Origin of the sequence: Planctomyces sp. SH-PL14 (genome assembly GCF_001610835.1) — a bacterium.
Taxonomy (GTDB): domain Bacteria; phylum Planctomycetota; class Planctomycetia; order Planctomycetales; family Planctomycetaceae; genus Planctomyces_A.
In genome coordinates this window covers 6,745,704-6,766,375 of record NZ_CP011270.1, presented here as the reverse complement: position 1 = coordinate 6,766,375, position 20,672 = coordinate 6,745,704, and the positions used below count along the sequence as shown (strand labels likewise).

Below are 20,672 nucleotides of genomic sequence, written 5' to 3'. Positions count from 1 at the left end.
ACAACGGACGTCCGCTTTGTGGAACCGGCGTTGAGGACTCAGCGCTCGCACTGGAATCCGCAGCGGGTTGGTGAGGGGGCATCCGACAACGTGTCCGCGCCTGGACACTCACTCCTTCAGACATCTCTCGGCGAGACGGCCTCCGGCGGGCAAAGGGGCGTTGCCCCTCTGCACTCCCCACCAGGGGTTACCCCCTGGACCCCGGTATAGGACGACGTTCCTTCAGACGCTCTGCGCCTGACCATGGACCAGCGTGCCGATCCGCTCACCAGCCACCGCCCGCTCCACATTCCCCTCGCGGAGATAATTGAACACCACGATCGGAATCTTCCCTTCCATGCAATGATGCACCGCCTGAAGGTCCATTACACCGAGCCGCTTCGTCAGCACGTCCTGATAACTGATCTCGCTGTACCGGACAGCATGCGGATTCTTCTCCGGATCCTCCGAGTAAATCCCGTCCACACGCGTCGCCTTGAGCAGCGCATCCGCCTCAATCTCCCGCGACCGGAGCGCAGCGGCCGTGTCCGTCGTCACGAACGGGCTCCCCGTCCCCCCCGAAAGGATCACGACGCGGTTCTTCTCCAGATGCCGAATGCACCGCCGCCGAATGAACGGCTCCGCCACGCTCTCCATCCGGATCGCCGTCTGCAGCCGCGTCGGCACGCCGATATTCTCCAGGGCGTCGTGCAGCGCGAGACCGTTGATGATCGTCGCCAGCATCCCCATGTAGTGAGCTGTCGCTGGCTGGATCGCCGCGCTCACCGCCGAAAACTGCTTGCCGCGGAGGATGTTCCCCCCGCCGCAGACGATCGCCAGCTGGACTCCCGACTCCGCGACCTTCCGGATCTGCTCCGAAACGGCCCCGACTTCGGACATCGAGATCCCCCCTTCCCGATTCCGGCAGAAGCACTCGCCGCTGATCTTGAGGAGGATGCGCTTGTAGGCAGGCTTGAACGACATGGTGCGACGCAACGAAGAGGAACAAAAGTGAGGCTGGTGCTTCCGCCAGGCGAGACGGATTGCCCGGCGGCATACCGAACATTCGCCGAGGACCGCCAATCCACAACGAAGAAACAGACAACATCTTCGCTTTCCCGTCACGACATCCGCGATGCGTGACGGGACGTGTCTTCGGACAGAACACTACTGCGGAGCCGCTTCCTTGGCCTCTTTCGCGGCCTTGGCGAAGTCGCCCGCCTCAACCACCGCGATCCGCTTCCAGATCAGGCGGTTCTTGAGGGCATCGGCGACGACTTCCGTGCTGAGTCCGGCAATCGCCTTCTCCAGCTTCGTGTAGTACTCCATCGTCCGGTCCGTATTGAGCGTGTCCGCCAGCGTGCTGGCGAGCTCGTTGTCGCTCGTGCGGGTCACCTTGAGGTTCTCCAGGTACCCCTTCTGAGCATCGGACAGCTCCGAGCTGGTGACCCCGTCGGCCACGAGCTTCTCGACCTCGGACTTCATCGCCGCTTCGACCTTCGGCATGTTGACCGGGTTCGTAATCGCGTACAGCAGGAACGTCGAGCGGTCGTCGAGCGAGCTCGCCCGCAGGATCGAGCCGACCCCGTACGACAGCCCTTCCTTCTGGCGGATCCGGTCTCCGAGGCGGGAGGAGAGGCCACTGCTTCCAAGAACCTGATTGGCGATCAGGATTGCCGGATAGTCCGGAGCGGCGTCTCCCATCGGGATCACGGTCCCGGCGAGGTAAACGGCGTTCTCCTTGTCCGGCGTCTCGATCTGCTGGCGGGTGTTGGCAGCGATGTCGACCTGTCCCGACCGCTTGATCCGCTCATACTTCTCGCTCGTCGTCCAGCCGGCCAGGGCCTTGTCGAGAGCCGGGCCGACCTCTTCCAGATTGAAGTCGCCGACGACCGCCACTTCGCCGTACTGGCCGTTGAGGAACGTCGAGTAGAGGCTCGTAACTTCCTCAAGCTTCAGGTTCGTCCAGCGGTCGATCTCTTCCTGGACCGTCGGGACGTAGCGGACATCGTCCGCCGGGTATTCGCCGAGGTACCGCGAGACCGCCACGCGGGCCAGCGATTGCGGATCGGTGAGCTGCTGCTTGAGAGCGGCCAGTTTGCGGTTGCGGATGATCTCCATCTCGTCCGTCGGCAGCGTCGGCTCACGGAGGACCTGACGGAGCAGGTCGAGAATCTCCGGCAGATTGGCCCGCCGGGTCTCGATCGTGAAGCTCGCTTCTCCGGCGCTCCCGCTCGGAATGAGCTGGGCCTTGTTCGTGTCGAGGATGTCCTGGATCTGCTGCCGGGAGAGCTTCTTCGTTCCCCGCAGCATCAGGGCCGGCAGGATCTCGCTGGCGGCGTTCTTCCCTTTCAGCGCGTCGACCGTTCCGTACCGCAGCCGGACCACGAGGCTGACCGACTCCCCGCGGGTCTTCTTGGGAAGGAAGGCCGCCTTGAGTCCGCTGTCGAGCTTCGTCCGTTTGGTCCGCTTTTCAATGTTCTCGGCGGAGACGTCGAACGCCTCACCCTGGGCGACCATCTCCCGCCCTTCGTAGTTGCCGATCATTTCCGCCAGGACGGGCGTCGGCGGGACGGTGACCCGCTGGCTTTCCTTCGTCGGGACAAAGATGCCGACGGTGCGGTTGTTCCGCTGCAGGTACTTCTTGGCCACTTCCTGAACGTCGGCCGGGGTGACCTTCTCCAGCCGGTCGCGGTAGAGGAACAGCAGCCGCCAGTCCCCCTGGGCCGCCCATTCGCTGAGCTGCACCGCGAGCTGGGCGGAGTCGTTCATCGCGTTTTCCCAGTTCTTCAGCCAGTACCGCTGGGCCCGCTCGACTTCTTCCTGGGTGACTCCCTTTTCGCCAACCGTCTCGACGACTTCTAGGAGCGTCGTCAGGACGTCATTGGGATCGTTCCCGGCGGCGACCTCGGCACTGACCTTGAAGATCCCCGGGTCGTGGAGGGCGTAGGCCGCTCCGCTGATGCTGGCGCACCGCTTCGTCTCGACGAGCGCCTTGTAGAGGCGGCCCGACGGGGACGAGGTCAGAACGTGCTCCAGGACGTCGATGGGGACGTAGTCCGGATGCGGCCCCGCGCAGATGTGATACATCGCCCCGACGATCGCCACGTCGCCGACCCGGCGAAGGGTCACGCGGCGCTCGCCGTCCTGGGCCGGCTCTTCGGTGTAGGTGTCGTCGAGCTTTCGCTCGGGCCGGGGAATGATCCCGAAGTACTTGTTGGCGAACTCGAGGGCCTTCTGCTCGTCGAACTGGCCGGCGACGATCAGCATCGCGTTGTCCGGCTGGTAGAACCGCTCGTAGAACTTCTTGAGGTTCACGACCGGCACGCGCTCGATGTCGGCCCGGTTGCCGATCGTCGACTTGCCGTAGTTATGCCACTCAAAGCAGGCCGACGTCATCCGCTGATCGAGGATCCGGGACGGGCTGTTTTCCCCCCGTTCGAATTCGTTGCGGACGACCGTCATTTCCTTCGCGAGGTCCTCACCCTTCACGTAGCTGTTGACCATCCGGTCCGCTTCGAGGCGGATGGCGAACTCGAGGTTGTCGTCGCTCGCCGGGAGGGTCTCAAAGTAGTTGGTGCGGTCGAGCCAGGTCGTCCCGTTGAAGTCCGCCCCGTGGTCCTTGAGAACCTTGGGGATCTCCGGATGGGCCGGAGTTCCCTTGAAGAGCATGTGTTCCAAGAGGTGGGCCATCCCGGCCTCGCCGTAGCCCTCATGGCGGGAGCCGACGAAGACCGTGAGGTTGACCGTCACCTGCGGCTTGGAGGGATCGGGAAACAGCAGAACCCGCAGCCCGTTTTCGAGGACGTATTCGGTGATCCCCTCGACGGTTGTCACCTTCTGCGGCTCCGCCGCGCTGGAATTGCTGGTCATTGAGAGTCCTAGAAGCAAAGCGATCAACGCGAGACGCAGCTGCATCGTCGAGTTCCTGGTCCGTGGTCTCAGAATCCTAGGCCGTTCATGGTGAACAGGCGGATGGTATCACGGCATTCCAAGGCTGGGAACCTCCAGTCCCCGTCGGAGGCCGATGGGAGCAATGATTTTGCGATGGGTCCCCGCGGCCGACGGGCGGCGCGGGCCGGCCGCGCCGGTCGGCCGATCTCTGGACACTTGGCGAGCCCTGCACTTGTTGCCGGCGGGCTGGCGTTTCCCTCACCCGTTGCCGTAGTGTCCGATCTCTTTCGTGAAGAGTTCCGACGTCGAGTCCCCTGCCCCGCCACCGCCCCCATGCTGTCCCTCATCCGATCGGTCCGCCGTCAGTTCCGGGAGTGGGCCCATCGCGGCCACGCGGAGGCACACCGGTTCGATATCGACTGGTACGCGATCCCCTACAACCGCATCGCGATCGTGAACCTCCTGCTCTCGAAGCAGGTCGAGGGGCGGTATCTGGAGATCGGCTGTTTCTGGAACGCCCTGTTCGATGCCGTGATGGCCCGCCATAAGACCGGTGTCGATCCGGTCCGCGGCGGGACGCACCGGATGCCGAGCGACGATTACTTTCGGGGCCACACGGGGGAGAAATTCCATGTCGTGTTCATCGACGGGCTTCATACGTACGAGCAGGTTCGCCGCGATGTGGTGAACAGTCTCAAGGCTCTGGAGCCGGGGGGGTGGATCGCTCTTCACGACCTGCATCCGCGGACCTGGATTGAGGAGCATGTGCCGGACATCTCGATTGGTCGGACGTGGACCGGCGATGTCTGGAAGGTGGCTTTCGAGCTCGCCACGACGCCGGGGCTCGACTTTCGGCTGTTCAAGATCGACCACGGCGTTGGTGTCGTTCGCAAGCTGGCGAATGATGTTCAGCTTGTGGATCGTCAGGCGGAGCTGGGGCCGCAGCGGTTCCGATATTTCTGCGACCATTATGGTGAGCTGCCGATCGTCAACCATGAGGCGGGCCGAGAGTGGATTCTCGGTCATCTCAACAACGGCTGAGTCAGCTTCTGATCTGTGTTTATCCGTGTTTATCTGTGGCTGATCAGATTTTTAGCCACAGATAAACACAGATGCACACAGATGGGACAGAGCGATTACGGCCGTCACGCCAGGACGTCACGCAGCACGTGCCCGTGGACGTCGGTCAGACGCCGCTCAATGCCGTTGTGGTAGAAGCTCAGCCGCTCATGATCGAGGCCGATCAGGTGCAGCAGCGTGGCATGCAGATCGTAAATCGTCGTCGGGTTCTCGACCGCCTGATACCCGAACTCGTCCGTCGCCCCATAGCTGAAAGCCCGCTTCACCCCCGCCCCCGCCAGCCAGCAGGTGAACCCCTTCGGATTGTGGTCCCGGCCGTTCGCCCCCTTCTGGAACGTCGGCATCCGGCCGAACTCGGTGACGAACGCGACGACCGTGTCCTCCATCAGCCCCCGCTGCTTCATATCCGCCAGCAAACCGGCGACCGGCTGATCGAGGATCGGCCCGTGAATGCCGTACTGCTTCTCGATGGTCTTGTGGCCGTCCCAGTTCCCCACCCCTTCGCCCATCGCGTAGGAGCCGTTGATGACCTGGACAAACCGGACGTCCCGTTCCAGGAGCCGGCGGGCCAGCATGCAGTTCTTGGCGAACCGGGCCTTCACGGAGTTCTCCGCGTCGTCGGCCCCATAGAGCTTGAGCGTCGATTCCGACTCCTGCGACAGGTCCGCCACGTCGGCCGCGGCAAGCTGCATCCGCGCAGCAAGCTCGTACGAGGCGATCCGCGCCATCAGGTCGGTGTCGCCGGGGTTCCGCTCCAGATGCCGGTCATTGAGGAACTTCACAAAGTCCCGCGTCGCGACGTCGTTCTCGGCGCTCATCTCCACCGGGCGGGCGAGGTTGGGGATCGGCTTGTCGGCGTTGAAGGCGGTCCCCTGGAACGCCGCCGGGAGGAAGGCCGAGGCCCACTGCCGCGGGCCGACCTGCGGGCCGCCGCGGGGATCGGGGATCGCCACGAAGGCCGGCAGATTCGCGTTCTCCGAACCGAGGGCGTAGGTCACCCAGGCCCCGACGCTCGGGAACCCGTCGAGCGTGAAGCCGGTCGACATCTGGTTCTCCGCCGGTCCGTGTGTGTTGGACTTGGCGGTCATGCCGTGGAGGAAACAGAGGTCGTCCGCGTGCTGAGCGAGGTGCGGAAGCAGGTTGCTGATCGGCTTTCCGCTCTCACCGCGCGGCGAGAAGTCCCAGATCGGCTTGATGAGATTGCCGTTCTCTCCCTGAAACGTGATCAGCCCCGAACTGCCGGGCATCGGCATGTCATGCCGCTTCACCAGTTCCGGCTTGTAGTCGAACGTGTCGACGTGACTGATCGCCCCGGAGACGAAGATCAGCAGGACCCGTTTAGCCCGCGAGGCAAAGTGCGCGCCGCGGGGGGCATAGGGCCGGGACGGGTCGATCACTGGCCGGATCGGGGCGGCGGCAAAGGTCTCCCGCGCCAGCAGCGATGAGAGAGCCATCCCGGCAGCGCCGGTGAGGGCATGGTCGAGGAAATCGCGACGGGTCAGGATCTGTCGGCCGATCATCAGTCGAGGTTCTCAGGAAGGCCGGAGTGAAACACCAAGGCACAAAGACGGCACCAAGGATTCAGGAGACAGAGCAAAGCGGACCAGCCCTGACTCCCGTGGCTTCTTGGTGAACTTGGTGCCTCCTTGGTGTCTTGGTGTTTAATCTTCTGTCTTGGTATTTGGTCTTCTACCGGACGGTCAAAAACTCGTTCGTGTTGTAGATCGCGCGGCACAGGGCGGGCAGGCCGTGCTGCTGAACCAGGGCCGCGGCTCCGGTCGCCTCGGTCGCTTCCGGCTCCCGGCCGAAGGCGAGCGAGAACGCCAGCCGGACCTGCCGGTCGACCGAGTCGGGAGCCTCGCGCTGGATCCGCTCGGCGAACGCCTGCGACTGCTGCTGCATGAACTCGCTGTTGAGCATCCCGAGCGCCTGGAGCGGAGTCGTGCTCAGGTTCCGCCGCGGGGCGATCTGACCGGCGTCCGGACAGTCGAACGCGCCGAAGAGCGTGTCGAGCTCCACGCGGGGCTTGGCCTGGTAGACCATCCGCCGCAATTCATCGGGGCCGAAGTCAGTCCGCGGCGTATAGACCCGGACGTAGTTCGTGTTCGGCTCGAAGAGGCTGAAGCCGGGGCCCCCAGCCTTCGGATTCATCGTCCCCGCCACCGAGAGGATCGCGTCCCGCAACGGCTCCGCTTCGAGCCGCCGCGGCGGATACCGCCACAGCAGCCGGTCCGAGGCGTCGATCGCCATCCCATCCGCGCGGGCCTCGCTCCCCTGGCGGTACGTGCGGCTCGTCAGGATCGTCCTGTGGAGGGCCTTGATGCTCCAGCCGGAGGCGACGAATTCACTCGCCAGCCAGTCGAGGAGCTCCGGATGCGTCGGACGCCCGCCGTTGATCCCGAAGTCGCTCGGCGTATCGACGATTCCGGTTCCGAAGTGATAGTGCCAGATCCGGTTCACCAGAACCCGTGCCGTGAGCGGGTTGGCGGGGTCGGTGATCCATTTCGCGAGCGCCACGCGGCGGTCGGAGTCCGAGGCGTTCCCCGGCAGAGCCCATCCCCCGCCGAACGTCTTGAGTCCGCCGGGAGTCACCGGCTCCTTCCGCTGCATCGGGTCGCCGCGGTGGAGGCGGAACGTCTCGCCCGGGGCGACGAACCGGCCCGCGTAGGTCATCGGCAAGGTTTCGGCGTCGCGTAGCTGTGTCTCCAGATCCTTCTGCCTCGCCGCAAGGGCCGCGACGCTTTCCCGCTCCTCCTCCCGGATCTCCGACGAGGCGATGATGGGGGGGACGCGGTGCGGGTAGTTCCTGGAGAGCCGGTCCTGATCGCCAGCGACGATCGTCCAGCTTTCACCGTCCGTCGAAACGGCGACCTCGTAGCGGCTCGCGGTCCGGTCCGCGTACTTCGGCTTGTCCGACCGGTCGCGGCTCCAGACAACGCGGTCGATCAGAGCCGGTTCGGGAAGCTCGATCTGAACCCACCCCGCGCCACGCTCGTTTGAGATCCACGACCGCTCATTGCCGTAGCGGCCGTCGTTCACGTGCTCAAGCTTGTGGAATTCATTCCCGCTGTAGTCGCCGGACGACGTGACTTTGGCGCCGGCCGACGCGAGGGCCACGTTCCTCGGCCCGGGCTCGGCCGTGAAGACTTCCAGCTCATCGAGACACGGTTCCGCATCCGTCGTCTCCTGAATCCGGAAGCGGACGAACCGGGCCATCACGGGCGGAAAGCGTTCAACGTTCTCACCACGGTCGACCTGGGAACGCAGATGCGGCGTCACGCGCTCCGCGATCTCCGTTGACGCAACCTCTTCAAACAGGACGGCGTCCGCCGTCACGGGGTCGCCGGTTCCATCCGCCACGATCAGCAACCGGGTTGCCGGCTGGAGCAGATGGAGGCCCGTATCGCGGAAGCCGCTCCACGACGGCTTGTCGACGAACGGCTCGCCGCTACCGTCGGCGAACATCCGCTGGTCGACGCGGGCGATCTCCCGCTGGTCCTCCGTCGTGGCGGGGTCGCCGTCTTGGTCGAGGAGGTATCGCACGTCGTGGGCATGCGTGTGCCACCCGCAGCCCCAGGAGATCCACACGCGGAAATTCCCGGAGAGCCGTGGGCGGTAGGCGAACACCGGGCGGTCCTTCACTCCGGTCCACCAGTGGTACGAACCCCCGACGTTCGGGAGCTCGGCCAGGCCTCCGGCAAATCCGAGCTGCCCCTTCCCCGCCCCCGGGGCGTGCGCGGCAACACCCCGCGGCTTTTCGAGTTCCTCGACATCCTGCGCCCGGCTCCCTTCGGGAGTGTTGTCGAGCAGCACGGACCGGGTGGTCCGGGCGAGCGGCTGATAGCGCCGCGTCCGGGCCTGGACGGCCGCGAGCTCCTGGCGGAGCTCGCCGGCTCGCTTTTGCCGCTCGTCCCAGTCGGCCGGACGCATTCCACGTTCGCCGTGCTGCACGCCGGCGAAGCAGGCCGTCAGCGCGTAGTACTCCGCCGCCGTGATCGGATCGAACTTGTGGTCGTGGCAGCGGGCGCAGCTCACAGTGAGCCCAAGGAACGTGCTGCCGGTCGTCCCGACCATGTCGTTGAGCTCGTCCGCCCGCTGCTGGGCGGTCAGGACCGGGTCAGGACTTTTCACCTGGTCCCACGGTCCGCCGACGATGAAGCCCGTTGCCTCATCGACGCCATAGACGTCCCCCGCGAGCTGCTCGCGGACGAACTGGTCGTAGGGTTTGTCGGTGTTGAAGGCAGCAATGACATAGTCCCGGTACGGCCAGGCGTTCGGCCGGGGCTGGTTCATCTCGAAGCCGTGGCTTTCGGCGAACCGCACGACGTCGAGCCAGTGGCGGGCCCACCGTTCGCCGTATTGCGGCGAGGCCAGGAGCCGGTCGACGAGCCGCTCGTACGCCCGCGGGTCCGGGTCCTTCACGAAGGCGTCGATCTCGGCGGGAGTCGGCGGGAGGCCGATCAGGTCGTAAGAGAGACGGCGGATCAGCGTCCGCCGGTCCGCTTCCTCGGAGAGACGCAGGTTCTTCTCGGCGAGCTTGGCAGTGGTCAACGCGTCGACGGGATTCGCGAAGTTCGAAGCCGGGATCGACGGCCGCTGGACGCTCTTCCAGGCCCAGTGGTCGAAACGCGGATCGGGTCCGCCGGCGAGGTCATCCGGCCACACCGCTCCCGCTTCGATCCAGTCCCGCAGGACCTGGACCTGCTCCGGCGACAGCCGCGCCAGGCCGCTCGACTTCGGCGGCATCAGCATCGACTCGTCTTCGCCCGAGACGTAGCGGATCAGCGGACTCTCGACCGCCTTCTTCGCGACGATCGCCGCTTCGCCAAGCTCCCCGCCGGCCAACGCGATTTCGCGACGGTCGAGCCGATACCCGCTCATCTGCTTTTCGGCGCCGTGACACCGGAAGCAGTTCTGCTCCAGGATCGGACGGACGTCGCGGGCAAAATCGGGGGGAGCCCCCGTTGCCAGACCCGAGATCAGGACCAAAAGAGTGGAAAGCAAAGTGAAGCGCATTGCATCAGTATGATTCGATCCGTGGCATTCGCAAATGGTCTCGTCGGAGAATCAGCGACCGACAGCGCCATTGTTAGCGCAAACGCCAACCGCCCGGAAAACCGGAGCAATTCGCATCACAGCGGTGACATGCGACGCCGGAAATTTCGCCACCGCAAGCAGTTTTGTCGCATCAAAATTTATCATTATGGAAGATGCGTCCCCTGGAGTCGCCCGATAGACTCCCCGCGGTGAAGGCTCTTCCTTCGTGGCCGAACAATTCTTCTCTTCCTGGGTTGATCCATGCTGGTTGCGCGTCGACGTGGATTTACGCTGATCGAACTTCTGGTCGTCATCGCCATCATTGCGGTGCTGGTCGCCATCCTGCTCCCTGCCGTCCAACAGGCCCGCGAGTCGGCGCGGCAGTCGCAGTGCAAGAACAACCTGAAGCAGCTCGGGCTGGCCCTGCACAACTACACGGAAACCTCCGGACAGTTTCCCCCGGGAGGCTTCTATAACGGCAATATCATCGCCGCCCAGAACTGGTCCTATAACCGCGGCAACTTCCTGGTGATGCTCCTGCCGCACTTTGATCAGACGGCACTCTATAACCGGATCGACTTCACCTTTGCGCAGCATCTGGACCTGCAGACCCAACCCGGGACGACGCAGCTCCTCTGCCAGACGGTGATTTCGAACCTGCTCTGTCCGAGCGACGATACCGACGGCAAGTTCAGCGGCGGCCAGAACACATCGAGCGGCATGCGAGCCTGCACGAGCTACGGCGGCAACCTGGGCGCCCAGAACTTCTCCGTCTGCGGAACGGGCTGGAACACCGTCAACACGAACGGCAGCCAGACTCACGGGGACTCGCTCGATGCCAACCTGATCTCCGGCGTCCTGGGGCACTATCCCTGGTCCGCTAAGATCCGCGACGTCGTCGACGGGACAAGCAACACGATCGCCCTGGGCGAAGTCCGGCCGAAGTGCTCCACACATCTTCAGAACGGCTGGATGCACATGAACTCGCTCTGGATCGGAACGACCGGCGGAATCAACGCCCCCACCTGCCCCGGAGAGCCGGGCTACGGGACCGGCTGCAACACGACGACGAGCTGGGGGACCGCCCAGGCGTTCAAGTCGCGGCACGCGGGCGGCGCCCACGTCACGCTGTGCGACGGCTCCGTGCGGTTCCTGGCGCAGGAAATCAACTACGCCACTCTGCAGATGCTCGGAGACCGGCGGGACGGCAAGCCGCTGGGCGAGTTCTAACGCGTTCTATTCAGGAGGGCTGCGATCGGCAGCAGCGGGCCGTTGGAATCACAACGGCCCCTCCTCTCTTTCAATGCGGACGGGCGTCGCAGGCCAATCTTTCTGACAGCTCCGTCCAAGCCGCTCGAACCGTGCCTGGCCCACCACGACGGCGCCTCCGTATTGGCGGCTCGTCGGCTCTCCCGTCCTGACACGACTCCAAATCACCCCGCTTCCTTGAGCCCCATGATGCGCTTCCCTCTCTCTCGCCAGTCCGTGCTGGCGGCCCTCCCCGTGATCGCGGCGCTATCGGGCTGCGGCAGCAGTTCGTCCATCGGCACCGTGCCGGTGACCGGCAAGATCGTCTTCAACGGGGAGCCGGTCGCCGACGCGAACGTGTTCTTCATCCCGGCCCAGGGGCCGCGGGCGACCGGAACGACCGACGCCGCAGGACTGTTCGCGCTGACGACGATCACCCCCAAGGACGGCGCGATCGAAGGGGACCACCTGATCCTCGTCGAGAAGTCGGTCCCGACGAAGCCGGACGATCCCTACTCGCCGCGGAAGTCGGTCATTCCCGCCTGGTACAACTCGCCGATGGAATCGAACCTCCGCAAGAAGGTCGAGAAGGGTCAGCGGAACGACTTTACGCTGGAGTTGCGCTGACCGTCCCTGGACACGCGCGGCGGATCATGGCGAAGTGCCCGCTCCACGGGGATTCTCCCGCGGGCGGGCCGCCACTTCATCGAAGAGAGTTTCGAGCCGGCGAACGCCCGGGTTCATCGCGAACGTCCGCTCGACGGATCCTTTTCCGATGCGGGCCTGTTCAGCCCATGCGGAGGGATGGGCCAGGCAGTCGCCGATGGCCTCGGCCAGCGCGATAGGATCGCCGGGAGGAACGAGACGTCCCGCGCGGCCTCCGTCGAGGACTTCGCGCGGACCGCTGGGGCAATCGGTCGACAGGACCGGCAAGCCGCAGGCCAGGGCCTCCAGCAGAACGCACGGGAGCCCCTCGTTCTTCGACGGCAGACAGAACAGGTTCGCATGCCGGTAGAACGGATACGGGTTCGGACAGAAGCCCTCGAAGCGGATGTGCTCTTCGAGATGGCGACGGCGGACTTCGGCCCGGAGCGACTCTTCGAGCGGGCCGGTCCCAACAATGTGCCACAGGAGCTCCGATCGCCCCTCTCGGTGGACAAGGCGATCGACCGCTTCGATCAGGAAGACGTGCCCTTTCTGTTCCGCCAGCCGGGCGACCGTCAGGAGATGAAACCGCCCCGGATCGAAGCCGGGATCGGACTCGCCGGACCTTCGTTCCGCCTCCTCCAGATCGACGAGGTTGTAATGGACCTCGATCCGCTCCGGCGGGACGCCGATGTCGCGGATCAGTGACTCGCGGACCCCGTTCGAGACCGCGACGACCCGGTCTGCGGACGAGTAGGCATCGCGGGCGACGGCGATAGCCTGATCGAGCGAACCGCCTCGGGCGTACTCCCGGACGTCCGCCATCGGTTCGTACTGGCAGACGGAGATCCGCGGCCGGCCTGCCCGGTGGCAGGCCTGGGCGGCGTCGAGCGTCGCCAGGAACAGCTGGTCAAAGACGAGGTCGATCTGCTCCCGCCGGATGACCTCCGCCATCTGCCGCCAGCGGGCGCGGTCGGTGGTTCCGAGCAGGTAGTGGAACTTGGAGCGGATCGTCCCTGCGAAGTCGTCCCAGAAGGAGTACACCGGGATATCGGCCGGGACTTCGCCGAGGAGCTCGCCCCGCTTGTGGGCCAGGTACAGCACCGGGCGAAACCGCGATCGGTCGAGCCGCTTCAGGATCTCGACGATTTGCCGTTCCGCCCCGCCCCCTCCCATCGAGCCGACGACGAACAGGACGCTGCGGCGGCTCAAGTGACTGTTTCCTAAGGACGCGAGGTCGATCGACACAAGGTTCGGGCTTCGAAGACCACGTCAATGTCCTCATCCCTGGAGGCAGAATATCCGACGCCGCAGGCTTCGCCTCCTCACTCGAACCACGTCCTTGCCGGCACGGCTCCCGTAGCTCAAACCCAACGTGCCACGGCAGCCAGGGGTCAAGGGGGCCACGCCCCCTTGCCGCCGGAGGCGTTCCGGCGAGGAACCGTGGTAAGCAACGGACGTCCCCTTTGCGGTACCGGTATTGAGGACTCCCTCACCCGATGCCGCTGGCTTTGCAATCCGCGCGGGTTGATGTGAGGGCATACGGCACGATGTCCGCGCTTGGATACGTGCTCCTTCAGACATCTCTCGACGAGACGGCCTCCGGCGGGCAAGAGGGCGTTGCCCCCTTGCATCCCCCACCAGGGGTTCCCCCTGGACCCCGGTTCTTGGGCCGGTAACGCTCAGTGGAGCCGGCGGACCCACTTCCACGGGACCGGATTCCGCCACTTCATCACCGTCCGCCGCAGCCACCGCCAGCCGTCAATCGCCGCCGCAGCCACATTCCGCACGACCGGCCAACCCGCCGTCGCTTCCCGCAATCGGTCGGCCCGAGACCTCGTCGCAGCCTCCCCAGCCGGCCCGTCCGACACACCGTCAGCCCCCCAACGCGCGGTGTAAAACGACTGCTGCGGAACAACGGCGGCCGTCGAATCCGGCCCCCGCTCAACAACCGCGAACGTGTGATATATCCGATCGTCAAGACCACCCACCGGACAACCGTAGGGATCCGGCTGCAGGTAGTCGTAGACGTCGATCCCGGAGAGCTCATGATCCGTCCGGTACCGCAGCAGCGAGACTTCGTGGATCCGGTAGCGGTTCGCCGCGTAGTAGTCGGTGACGAACGTCGGCGAGACGCAGACGAACCCGTGGTCGAGACAGTTGGCGCTGGGAAACAGGTGGACGATCCGCCCCCCCGGCCGCAGCATGCGGTGCAGGTGCGCGAGGGCGTTCGGAATGTGAAAGACGTGCTCCAGCGTCCCCAGGTTGAGGATCACGTCGAACTGCCCGCACAGTTCGGGGGGCGTCTCCGGGACATTGAGGTCGAAGAGGACTTCGACCTCTTCGTAGTTCGAGACGTCGATCCGGACGATCCGCTCGAAGCCCAGCGAGCGGAGCACCGTTTCATCGGAGACCCAGCCGCGCTCGGCGAGGTGCGGCTCGCGGTGCGGCTGGATCGGCACGCCGGAGGTGAGCGTCACGCCATCCCGCGCCGCCCAGCCCCGCAGGTCGTCCAGGGAAAAGTAGATGTGCTGGCGGCCAAGCGTCGCGACGCTGCCGCGAAACGGCCGCTTCGCCGCCTCGGAAAGCAGGAGCTGGGCCGTGGTCCGCGTGATCCCCAAGTCGGTTCCGCCGTTCGGTGGCTCAAGAAGTCATCCCTGTGGAGGCGGCGGTGAAAGCACCAGCCGCCCGCGCACAGCGCTAGGCCCGAGGACCGCGGTCTTCACCAACCGAGCAGGTAGGCGAAGATCAGCGGCGCGACGATCGTGGCGTCCGACTCGATGATGTAGCTCGGCGTCTCCGCCCCGAGCTTTCCCCAGGTGATCTTCTCGTTCGGGACCGCGCCGCTGTAGCTGCCGTAGCTCGTCGTCGAGTCGCTGATCTGGCAGAAGTACCCCCACAACGGCACGTTGTCCCGCTGGAGGTCCTGGTGCAGCATCGGGACGACGCAGATCGGGAAGTCGCCGGCGATCCCGCCGCCGATCTGAAACATCCCGAGCGAAGTCTTCTTGGTGGTCTGGGTGTAGTACTCCGCCAGCCACGTCATGTACTCGATCCCGGTCCGGACCGTGTGGACGTTCTTGATCTCGCCGCGGAGGACCGCCGCTGCGAACATGTTCCCCAGGGTCGAGTCTTCCCAGCCCGGCACGATGATGGGGAGGTTCTTCTCCGCCGCGGCGAGCATCCAGGAGTCCTTGGGATCGATCTCGTAATGCTCCTTGTACTTGCCGGAGAGGAGCACCTTGTAGAAGAACTCGTGCGGGAAGAACCGCTGCCCTTCCTTGTCGGCCGCCCCCCACACCTCAAGCATCGCCGACTCCATGCGGCGCATCGCTTCCCCCTCGGGGATGCAGGTGTCGGTGACGCGGTTGAGGTGCCGGTCCAGCAGCGCCTGCTCGTCCTGCTTGGAGAGATGGCGGTAGTGGGGGACCCGCTCGTAGTGGTTGTGGGCGACGAGGTTGAAGACGTCCTCTTCCAGGTTGGCCCCGGTGCATGAGATGAGATGCACCTTGTCCTGCCGGATGAGTTCCGCCAGCGACAATCCGAGTTCGGCCGTGCTCATCGCGCCGGCCAGCGTGACCATCATCTTCCCGCCCGAGGCGAGATGCGCTTCGTACCCACGCGCCGCATCCACCAGGGCTGCGGCGTTGAAATGTCGGTAGTGATGCGTAATGAACTGAGTGATCGGTCCGCCAACGGATTGTCGGCTGCTCATCGTGCCCCCCCATCCTAAACCCTTGGCGCGAATTCCAAGCGCCAGTCCGGGCGTTCGGTTCTCCCCAAGTGCCGATTCGCGATCATCGATCAACAGAACTCGATCTGTCGGCGTCGATTGCAGCCGCAGTGTTCCGCGTTTGAAGCATTTTGTCCAATCAATTCCCCGCGCCACCATCACGCGGCATTCAGTCGCCCTCGATCGAGACGGACGACTCCCCCTTCGAAAGGTCGAAGCAAAGCTCCAGTCCCCCCTCAACCGGCCGCCATGCCCCGCCGGTCAGATCCCACGCGCGATCGACGCGCCGCAAGGTGGTCTTCTCGCCCCGGAAGGCCACCACCGGGTTTTTCCTGGTTTCCCCCGGAAGCCGGACCGTGAAGGCCGGACAGGAAAAAGGGGCCCGGAATCTCCAGCCCGCGGCGGCCCCCTTTTCCGCCCCCGCTTCCTTCGCCGGCGGATCCGCTGCGATGGCGGTCAGTTCGCGGGCCGCCCAGTACCGCGACAGCTCACTGAGCTTCATCCAGACCAGATGGTCATAGCGGGCATGAAGCCGGCGAACGACCTCCTGAAAGACGTGGAAGCCGTAGTGCTCGCCGTTGAAATAGAGCCCCGGCCAATGACAGACGAGGACCGCCGGCTCGCCCCGGTCAATTACCTGCGGAAGCCGTCCGCCTCGCAGGTCCGCCGTAATGAATTGGTCGACTGTCCCCTTCTCCAGCCCGTCCCAGCCTCCGAACCAGTCCCCGGTGCAGCCGATGATCGAGACGACGCACCGTGGATCGTCGGTTCCGAGCCCCGCGGCATTCTCGACACGGGGGGCGACGCTCTGCTCGTCGGTGAACAGGTAGCGGAAGTAGTGCGGTACCTCCGCTCCGAAGACGTCGCGGATCGCCTCGCCGGCACCGATCGCGAGGTTCAGCCGGTTGCGGTTGCCAAACCCGCCCGGCGTCGTCACCCCTTCGCACGTCATCCCGGCGTTCTTCAAGATCCGCAGGGCGTAACCCATGTAGTCCGCGAGCTCGTCGGCGCTCTTTCCGACACTGAAGCCCGTGTTCTCCAGAAAGGGATCGGTCCGATCCGGATACGGCCGCCCGGTCTTGGTGTCGATCGCAAAGGTGTGGGTCACCATCTCCGGATGGATGTCCCAGTCGACCATCAGAAACTCGCGGATGAGCTTGAGGCTGTCGAGCAGTTCGCGGCGGGACCAGCCCGGCATGTCCCGATCGACCCAGCCCACGCAGGCGGGATACGGCACGACGCTGTACTTCCCTTTGACCCCGTGCTCGCGGCACCACTCGCCGAACGAGCGGACGAAGGTGTCCGGGATCTCCCGCGGCAGCTTTCTCCAGTCCTGCCGGTAGCGGTCGGGGTACACCTCGGCGAAGTGCGGAATGCAGAAGTGCGCCAGATTCACCAGGCACGTGCTGTCGTCAATGATCAGGCTCACCGGAACCCGTCCGCGGGGGTTCAGGACCTGGACGCCGTCCGGCCGGGCCGGGGGCCGCTCGCCCGGCGGAGGAAATCCGTCCGCCGGCGGGGAGGAAGCGGGGGCGGGCCACGCCGGAACAGTCGCGACGAGGGACAGCATCGCGGCCAGCGACGAACCGATCATCCGACGACGATCCAGCACTCTCCCCTCTCAATCCGCCTCGCCGACAGTTCCAGTTGCTCGGCTTCAGAACTCTCCGACAGCGAGGCCGTCATTCTTGTGATTGAGCCGTTGCCAAAGTCCCATCCGCGATCCGAGAGCATTCTTGTCGGTGAAGTTCCCATCCGCACAGCCACCGGTCACCCACAGGCACCCCGCTCCGTGGACAGCGGGGTAGCTCGTATTGGCCGTGGTATCCAGGATATGTTCGATGTTTTCGCCGAGAAAGCGAACCGAACCGTCCGCCATCAGGATGTTCAATCCGCCGGTGTGATCGCTGGAAGCCCGATAGTCCGTGTGAACACTCGGCGTCGGATACTTGCGCAGGTCGTTCGTGGGCGGATAGACCGCGTACATCATCCACCAGTTCTGGCAGCATGCCACATCGGGCCCCGGCGAAGCCGTCCCCTGTGTCGCGTTTTGAACTCCCAGCCAGGAGCCTCCGGTCCAAATCCGTGCGGAATGCTCCACAACGGCAATCGTATTCGTACTCCCGTCCGGAATTTTCGAGAGGCTCGACTCCGGTCCCGGATCGGTCGTGAAGAAGCCCCCGGAGAAGTTGACGTTCGTGCTATCGCTCCAGGTGTTGAACGCCCCGCTGATCCCGAAATAGCTGGTGTTTGGAATCGAGTCCATGTAGTTGGTATTACCAACCGCATGGACGTTCCGAGTCCGCGTCCGGTTGGCGTCGCTCGGACAAATCGTCCCGTTGATTCCGGTGGTCGCCAGAATCGTTGTCTTGTTCACTCCCTCAAACACGGGAACGCCGAAGTCCAGCTTGTTATAGAGTGCAGACTGGTCCATGTGGGGGAGAATCATCGCCCCCCAGCTGAATCCGTTGCCCAACTCCCGATCGATCGACGCGATGCGCCCGCGAATCTGACCGGGGGGGAATACATTGAAGGCTTCATGATAGTTATGAAGCGCGACTCCAATCTGCTTCATATTGTTTTTGCACTGCGTCGAACGGGCCGCTTCCCGGGCCTGCTGGACAGCCGGAAGGAGAATGGCGACCAGGACCGCGATGATCGCGATGACAACCAGGAGCTCGATGAGAGTGAATCCGCTCCGCTGCCGATGAGAGAATCGCATTTCCATGCCTCAAGTAGTTGAAACGCAAAAAAGCAGTTGCAACAGCTCCGGGAGCGACGGCCCCAAGAACGCGCGCGGAACAACCGACGGGGCAGCCCCGCTAACCATCCGTACAAATGCTGGCCCCGAGATCGGGAAAACAGGCCTCAATAATGCCGTGACCGCGAATGCCCTGCTACTTCTTTGATGCCGGCGCCGGAACGGCGCTGGTACTGCTCGCTGACTGTTCCGTTGGCTGACCGGGTGCTACCGCTGGCGCCGACTCACTCTTCCCACAGCCGGACAGCCCTATCGAAACAGCTCCGAGTACAAACACACGATGCAAAAGCACAACAACGGATGCACGCATCTGTTGACCCGCTAAGTTGGTTGAACTTGCCGCGCGATTGGCGCGAGAAAAGCGTGAGAACAAAAGGCCGAAGAAGGTGAACCGCAATGATGAAGGGTTGACGGTGATCCTACATGCGGGCATCGACCCGTCAACACCCAAGTTCGCCCGCTTCATCCAGAATCCGGCAACCTGAATAATGGCCCAAAAACGTTCTAAGCACGTGTCTCCTACACGAAATCGAGAGACACCAGTCTCGTCGCAACGATGTCGTTGCCAGGCCCGTCAAGCTCTCTAGCCGCAGATGGCCTCTCTCTGCTCGCCTATTCCCCGGCCGGCGCATCCTTCTTCAGCGTGTCGGCGATCAACGTCCGAAAGGTCTGCACGGCGGACTCGTTCTCCGGCAGGCCGGCCAGGTTGCGGGCCTCCAGCGGGTCGTCCGCCAGGTTGAACAGCTGCTCCTCGCCGTTCCCCCACTCCATGTACCGGTAGCTCTTGGTCCGAACGCTGTAGCCCGGGTTCTTCCCGCGCTGGACCTGAGTGAAGGCCGCCTTCTTCACCTGATATTCGGGATCCTGCAGAGCTCCCTTGAGACTGGTCCCCTGCAGTGAATCGGGAGCCTTAAGACCGCAGAGGTCCGCGACCGTCGGATAGATGTCGATCAGTTCGGCCATCGTGCTGGCCCCCTTGGCGTTTCCGGCCATGCCAGGGGCGGAAATGATGAGCGGGACTCGGGCCGAATTCTCGAAGAGGCTCTGCTTCTGCCACAGGCCGTGGTCGGCCAGGTGGTAGCCGTGGTCGCTCGTGAAGACGACGATCGTCCGGTCGCGGAGCTTGAGACGGTCGAGGGTGTCGAGGATGCTCCCGACCTGGGCGTCCATGAACGTGACGCTGGCCCAATAAGCCTGGATCGCCTGACGCCGCTGATCGTCCGTCATCGCGTCCTGGTCTTTCTTCGCACTCCCGTAGGCGGGCTTCGGCGTCCGGCTGCGGTCGAGGTCGCTCAGGGCCGGGAGCTCGATCTCCGCGAGGGGGTAGCGGTCAAAGTAGGCCTTCGGAGCGACGTAGGGCGTATGGGGTCGGTAGAGTCCCACCGCCAGGAAGAACGGGCGGTCCTTGTTCGATTCCAGCAGGCGGATCGCTTCGGTCGCGCCAAGGCCGTCGGTCTGCTCTTCGTCGGTGCCGTCCGCGGCCAGCCAGCTCACCGTCCCGCCGAACTGGCCCGGGACGAGCGAAAAGATCTTGTCCTCTTCCGCCTTGTCCCGCCCCTTGGGGTTGAACTTGTACTCCCACGACGGGGGGTCATCGAGGCCGTCGGTCCCGATCCCGTTAGGGACGTTGTAGTGGTACAGCTTCCCGACGCGGGCCACGAAGTAGCCGTTCTGCCGGAAGCACTGCGGCATCGTGATGTGGTCCGGGACCGCCTCCCGGAAATGGGGCGACTCTTTCTGGCCGGGGTTCGTCAAGACCTTCGTGGTAAACGGCCGCAGCCCGGTGAGAAAGCTCGACCGGCTGGGGCTGCAGAGGGGGAACTGGCAGTAGGCGTGATCGAACCGGACTCCCTGGCTGGCGAGGCGGTCGATGTTCGGCGACTGGATCTTGGGATGGCCGTAGCAGTGGAGGCTGCAGTTGAGGTCGTCCGAGACGATGAACAGGACGTTCTTTTTGGGCTCATCAGCAACAGCGGGTCGAGAGATGACCGCGACGAGACAGAGCGTCAGAACAGCACTTACGAAGCGGCGCATAGTGACCCTCGAAGGGGATCGGAGAGGCTCCCGGCAGTGTCGCGTGGCCCGGACTGGCCGTCAATTTGGTGTGCGGTTTCCAGAGTGGCTGGGACGGGATGGCTTGTCCCGCTGGCTCCAACCGCGTCCTTGCCGGCGCAGCGCCCATAGCTCGAACCCAACTTGCCACGGCAGCCTGGGGTCAAGGGGGCCACGCCCCCTTGCCGCCGGAGGCACTTCCATGAGGAACCGTGGGAAACAACGGATGTCCCCTTTGTAGGA

General features: G+C 64.5%; 13 protein-coding genes. 3 read left to right on the top strand and 10 right to left on the bottom strand.

Annotated features, from left to right (window positions below; genetic code table 11):
• Positions 1 to 222: 222 nt before the first annotated feature.
• Positions 223 to 963 carry a UMP kinase gene (gene pyrH, locus VT03_RS25905; RefSeq protein ID WP_075095685.1) on the bottom strand — a complete coding sequence of 247 codons (741 nt, stop codon included), beginning with the start codon at positions 961 to 963 and terminating at the stop codon, positions 223 to 225.
• Between the two features lie 183 nt (positions 964 to 1,146).
• Positions 1,147 to 3,852: a M16 family metallopeptidase gene (locus tag VT03_RS25900; RefSeq protein ID WP_075095684.1), complete on the bottom strand. Its 2,706-nt coding sequence runs from the start codon at positions 3,850 to 3,852 to the stop codon at positions 1,147 to 1,149.
• Between the two features lie 354 nt (positions 3,853 to 4,206).
• Here VT03_RS25900 and VT03_RS33805 point away from each other — a divergent pair, with 354 nt between their 5' ends.
• On the top strand, positions 4,207 to 4,914 hold the full coding sequence (locus VT03_RS33805) for a class I SAM-dependent methyltransferase (RefSeq protein WP_075095683.1): 708 nt from the start codon (positions 4,207 to 4,209) through the stop codon (positions 4,912 to 4,914).
• Positions 4,915 to 5,018: 104 nt separating this feature from the next.
• Here VT03_RS33805 and VT03_RS25890 read toward each other — a convergent pair whose 3' ends face one another.
• Both VT03_RS25890 and VT03_RS34370 read right to left on the bottom strand, forming a co-directional pair.
• Complete coding sequence (locus VT03_RS25890) at positions 5,019 to 6,473, bottom strand: DUF1501 domain-containing protein (protein ID WP_075095682.1); 1,455 nt, start codon at positions 6,471 to 6,473, stop codon at positions 5,019 to 5,021.
• 169 nt (positions 6,474 to 6,642) lie between these two features.
• On the bottom strand, positions 6,643 to 9,969 hold the full coding sequence (locus VT03_RS34370; RefSeq protein ID WP_075095681.1) for a DUF1553 domain-containing protein: 3,327 nt from the start codon (positions 9,967 to 9,969) through the stop codon (positions 6,643 to 6,645).
• Positions 9,970 to 10,251: 282 nt separating this feature from the next.
• Here VT03_RS34370 and VT03_RS25880 point away from each other — a divergent pair, with 282 nt between their 5' ends.
• On the top strand, positions 10,252 to 11,220 hold the full coding sequence (locus tag VT03_RS25880; protein WP_075095680.1) for a DUF1559 domain-containing protein: 969 nt from the start codon (positions 10,252 to 10,254) through the stop codon (positions 11,218 to 11,220).
• Between the two features lie 225 nt (positions 11,221 to 11,445).
• Positions 11,446 to 11,865 (top strand): hypothetical protein, encoded by a 420-nt coding sequence (locus VT03_RS25875; protein ID WP_156514758.1) that lies wholly within the window; start codon positions 11,446 to 11,448, stop codon positions 11,863 to 11,865.
• Positions 11,866 to 11,889: 24 nt separating this feature from the next.
• Here the strand turns inward: VT03_RS25875 and VT03_RS25870 are convergent, their stop codons facing one another.
• The 6 genes from VT03_RS25870 to VT03_RS25845 form a co-directional block, all read right to left on the bottom strand.
• On the bottom strand, positions 11,890 to 13,095 hold the full coding sequence (locus VT03_RS25870) for a glycosyltransferase (RefSeq protein WP_075095678.1): 1,206 nt from the start codon (positions 13,093 to 13,095) through the stop codon (positions 11,890 to 11,892).
• A gap of 470 nt (positions 13,096 to 13,565) precedes the next feature.
• Positions 13,566 to 14,504, bottom strand: a complete 939-nt coding sequence (locus VT03_RS25865) for a class I SAM-dependent methyltransferase (RefSeq protein ID WP_075095677.1) — start codon at positions 14,502 to 14,504, stop codon at positions 13,566 to 13,568.
• A 101-nt stretch (positions 14,505 to 14,605) separates the two neighbouring features.
• Entirely contained in the window at positions 14,606 to 15,598 is a 993-nt protein-coding gene (locus VT03_RS25860; RefSeq protein ID WP_075095676.1) for a deoxyhypusine synthase family protein, read from the bottom strand.
• Between the two features lie 187 nt (positions 15,599 to 15,785).
• Positions 15,786 to 17,228, bottom strand: a complete 1,443-nt coding sequence (locus VT03_RS25855) for a hypothetical protein (protein WP_156514757.1) — start codon at positions 17,226 to 17,228, stop codon at positions 15,786 to 15,788.
• A 45-nt stretch (positions 17,229 to 17,273) separates the two neighbouring features.
• Positions 17,274 to 18,338, bottom strand: a complete 1,065-nt coding sequence (locus VT03_RS25850) for a DUF1559 domain-containing protein (protein WP_197489085.1) — start codon at positions 18,336 to 18,338, stop codon at positions 17,274 to 17,276.
• 651 nt (positions 18,339 to 18,989) lie between these two features.
• Positions 18,990 to 20,411, bottom strand: a complete 1,422-nt coding sequence (locus VT03_RS25845) for a sulfatase (protein WP_075095673.1) — start codon at positions 20,409 to 20,411, stop codon at positions 18,990 to 18,992.
• Between the last annotated feature and the right edge of the window lie 261 nt (positions 20,412 to 20,672).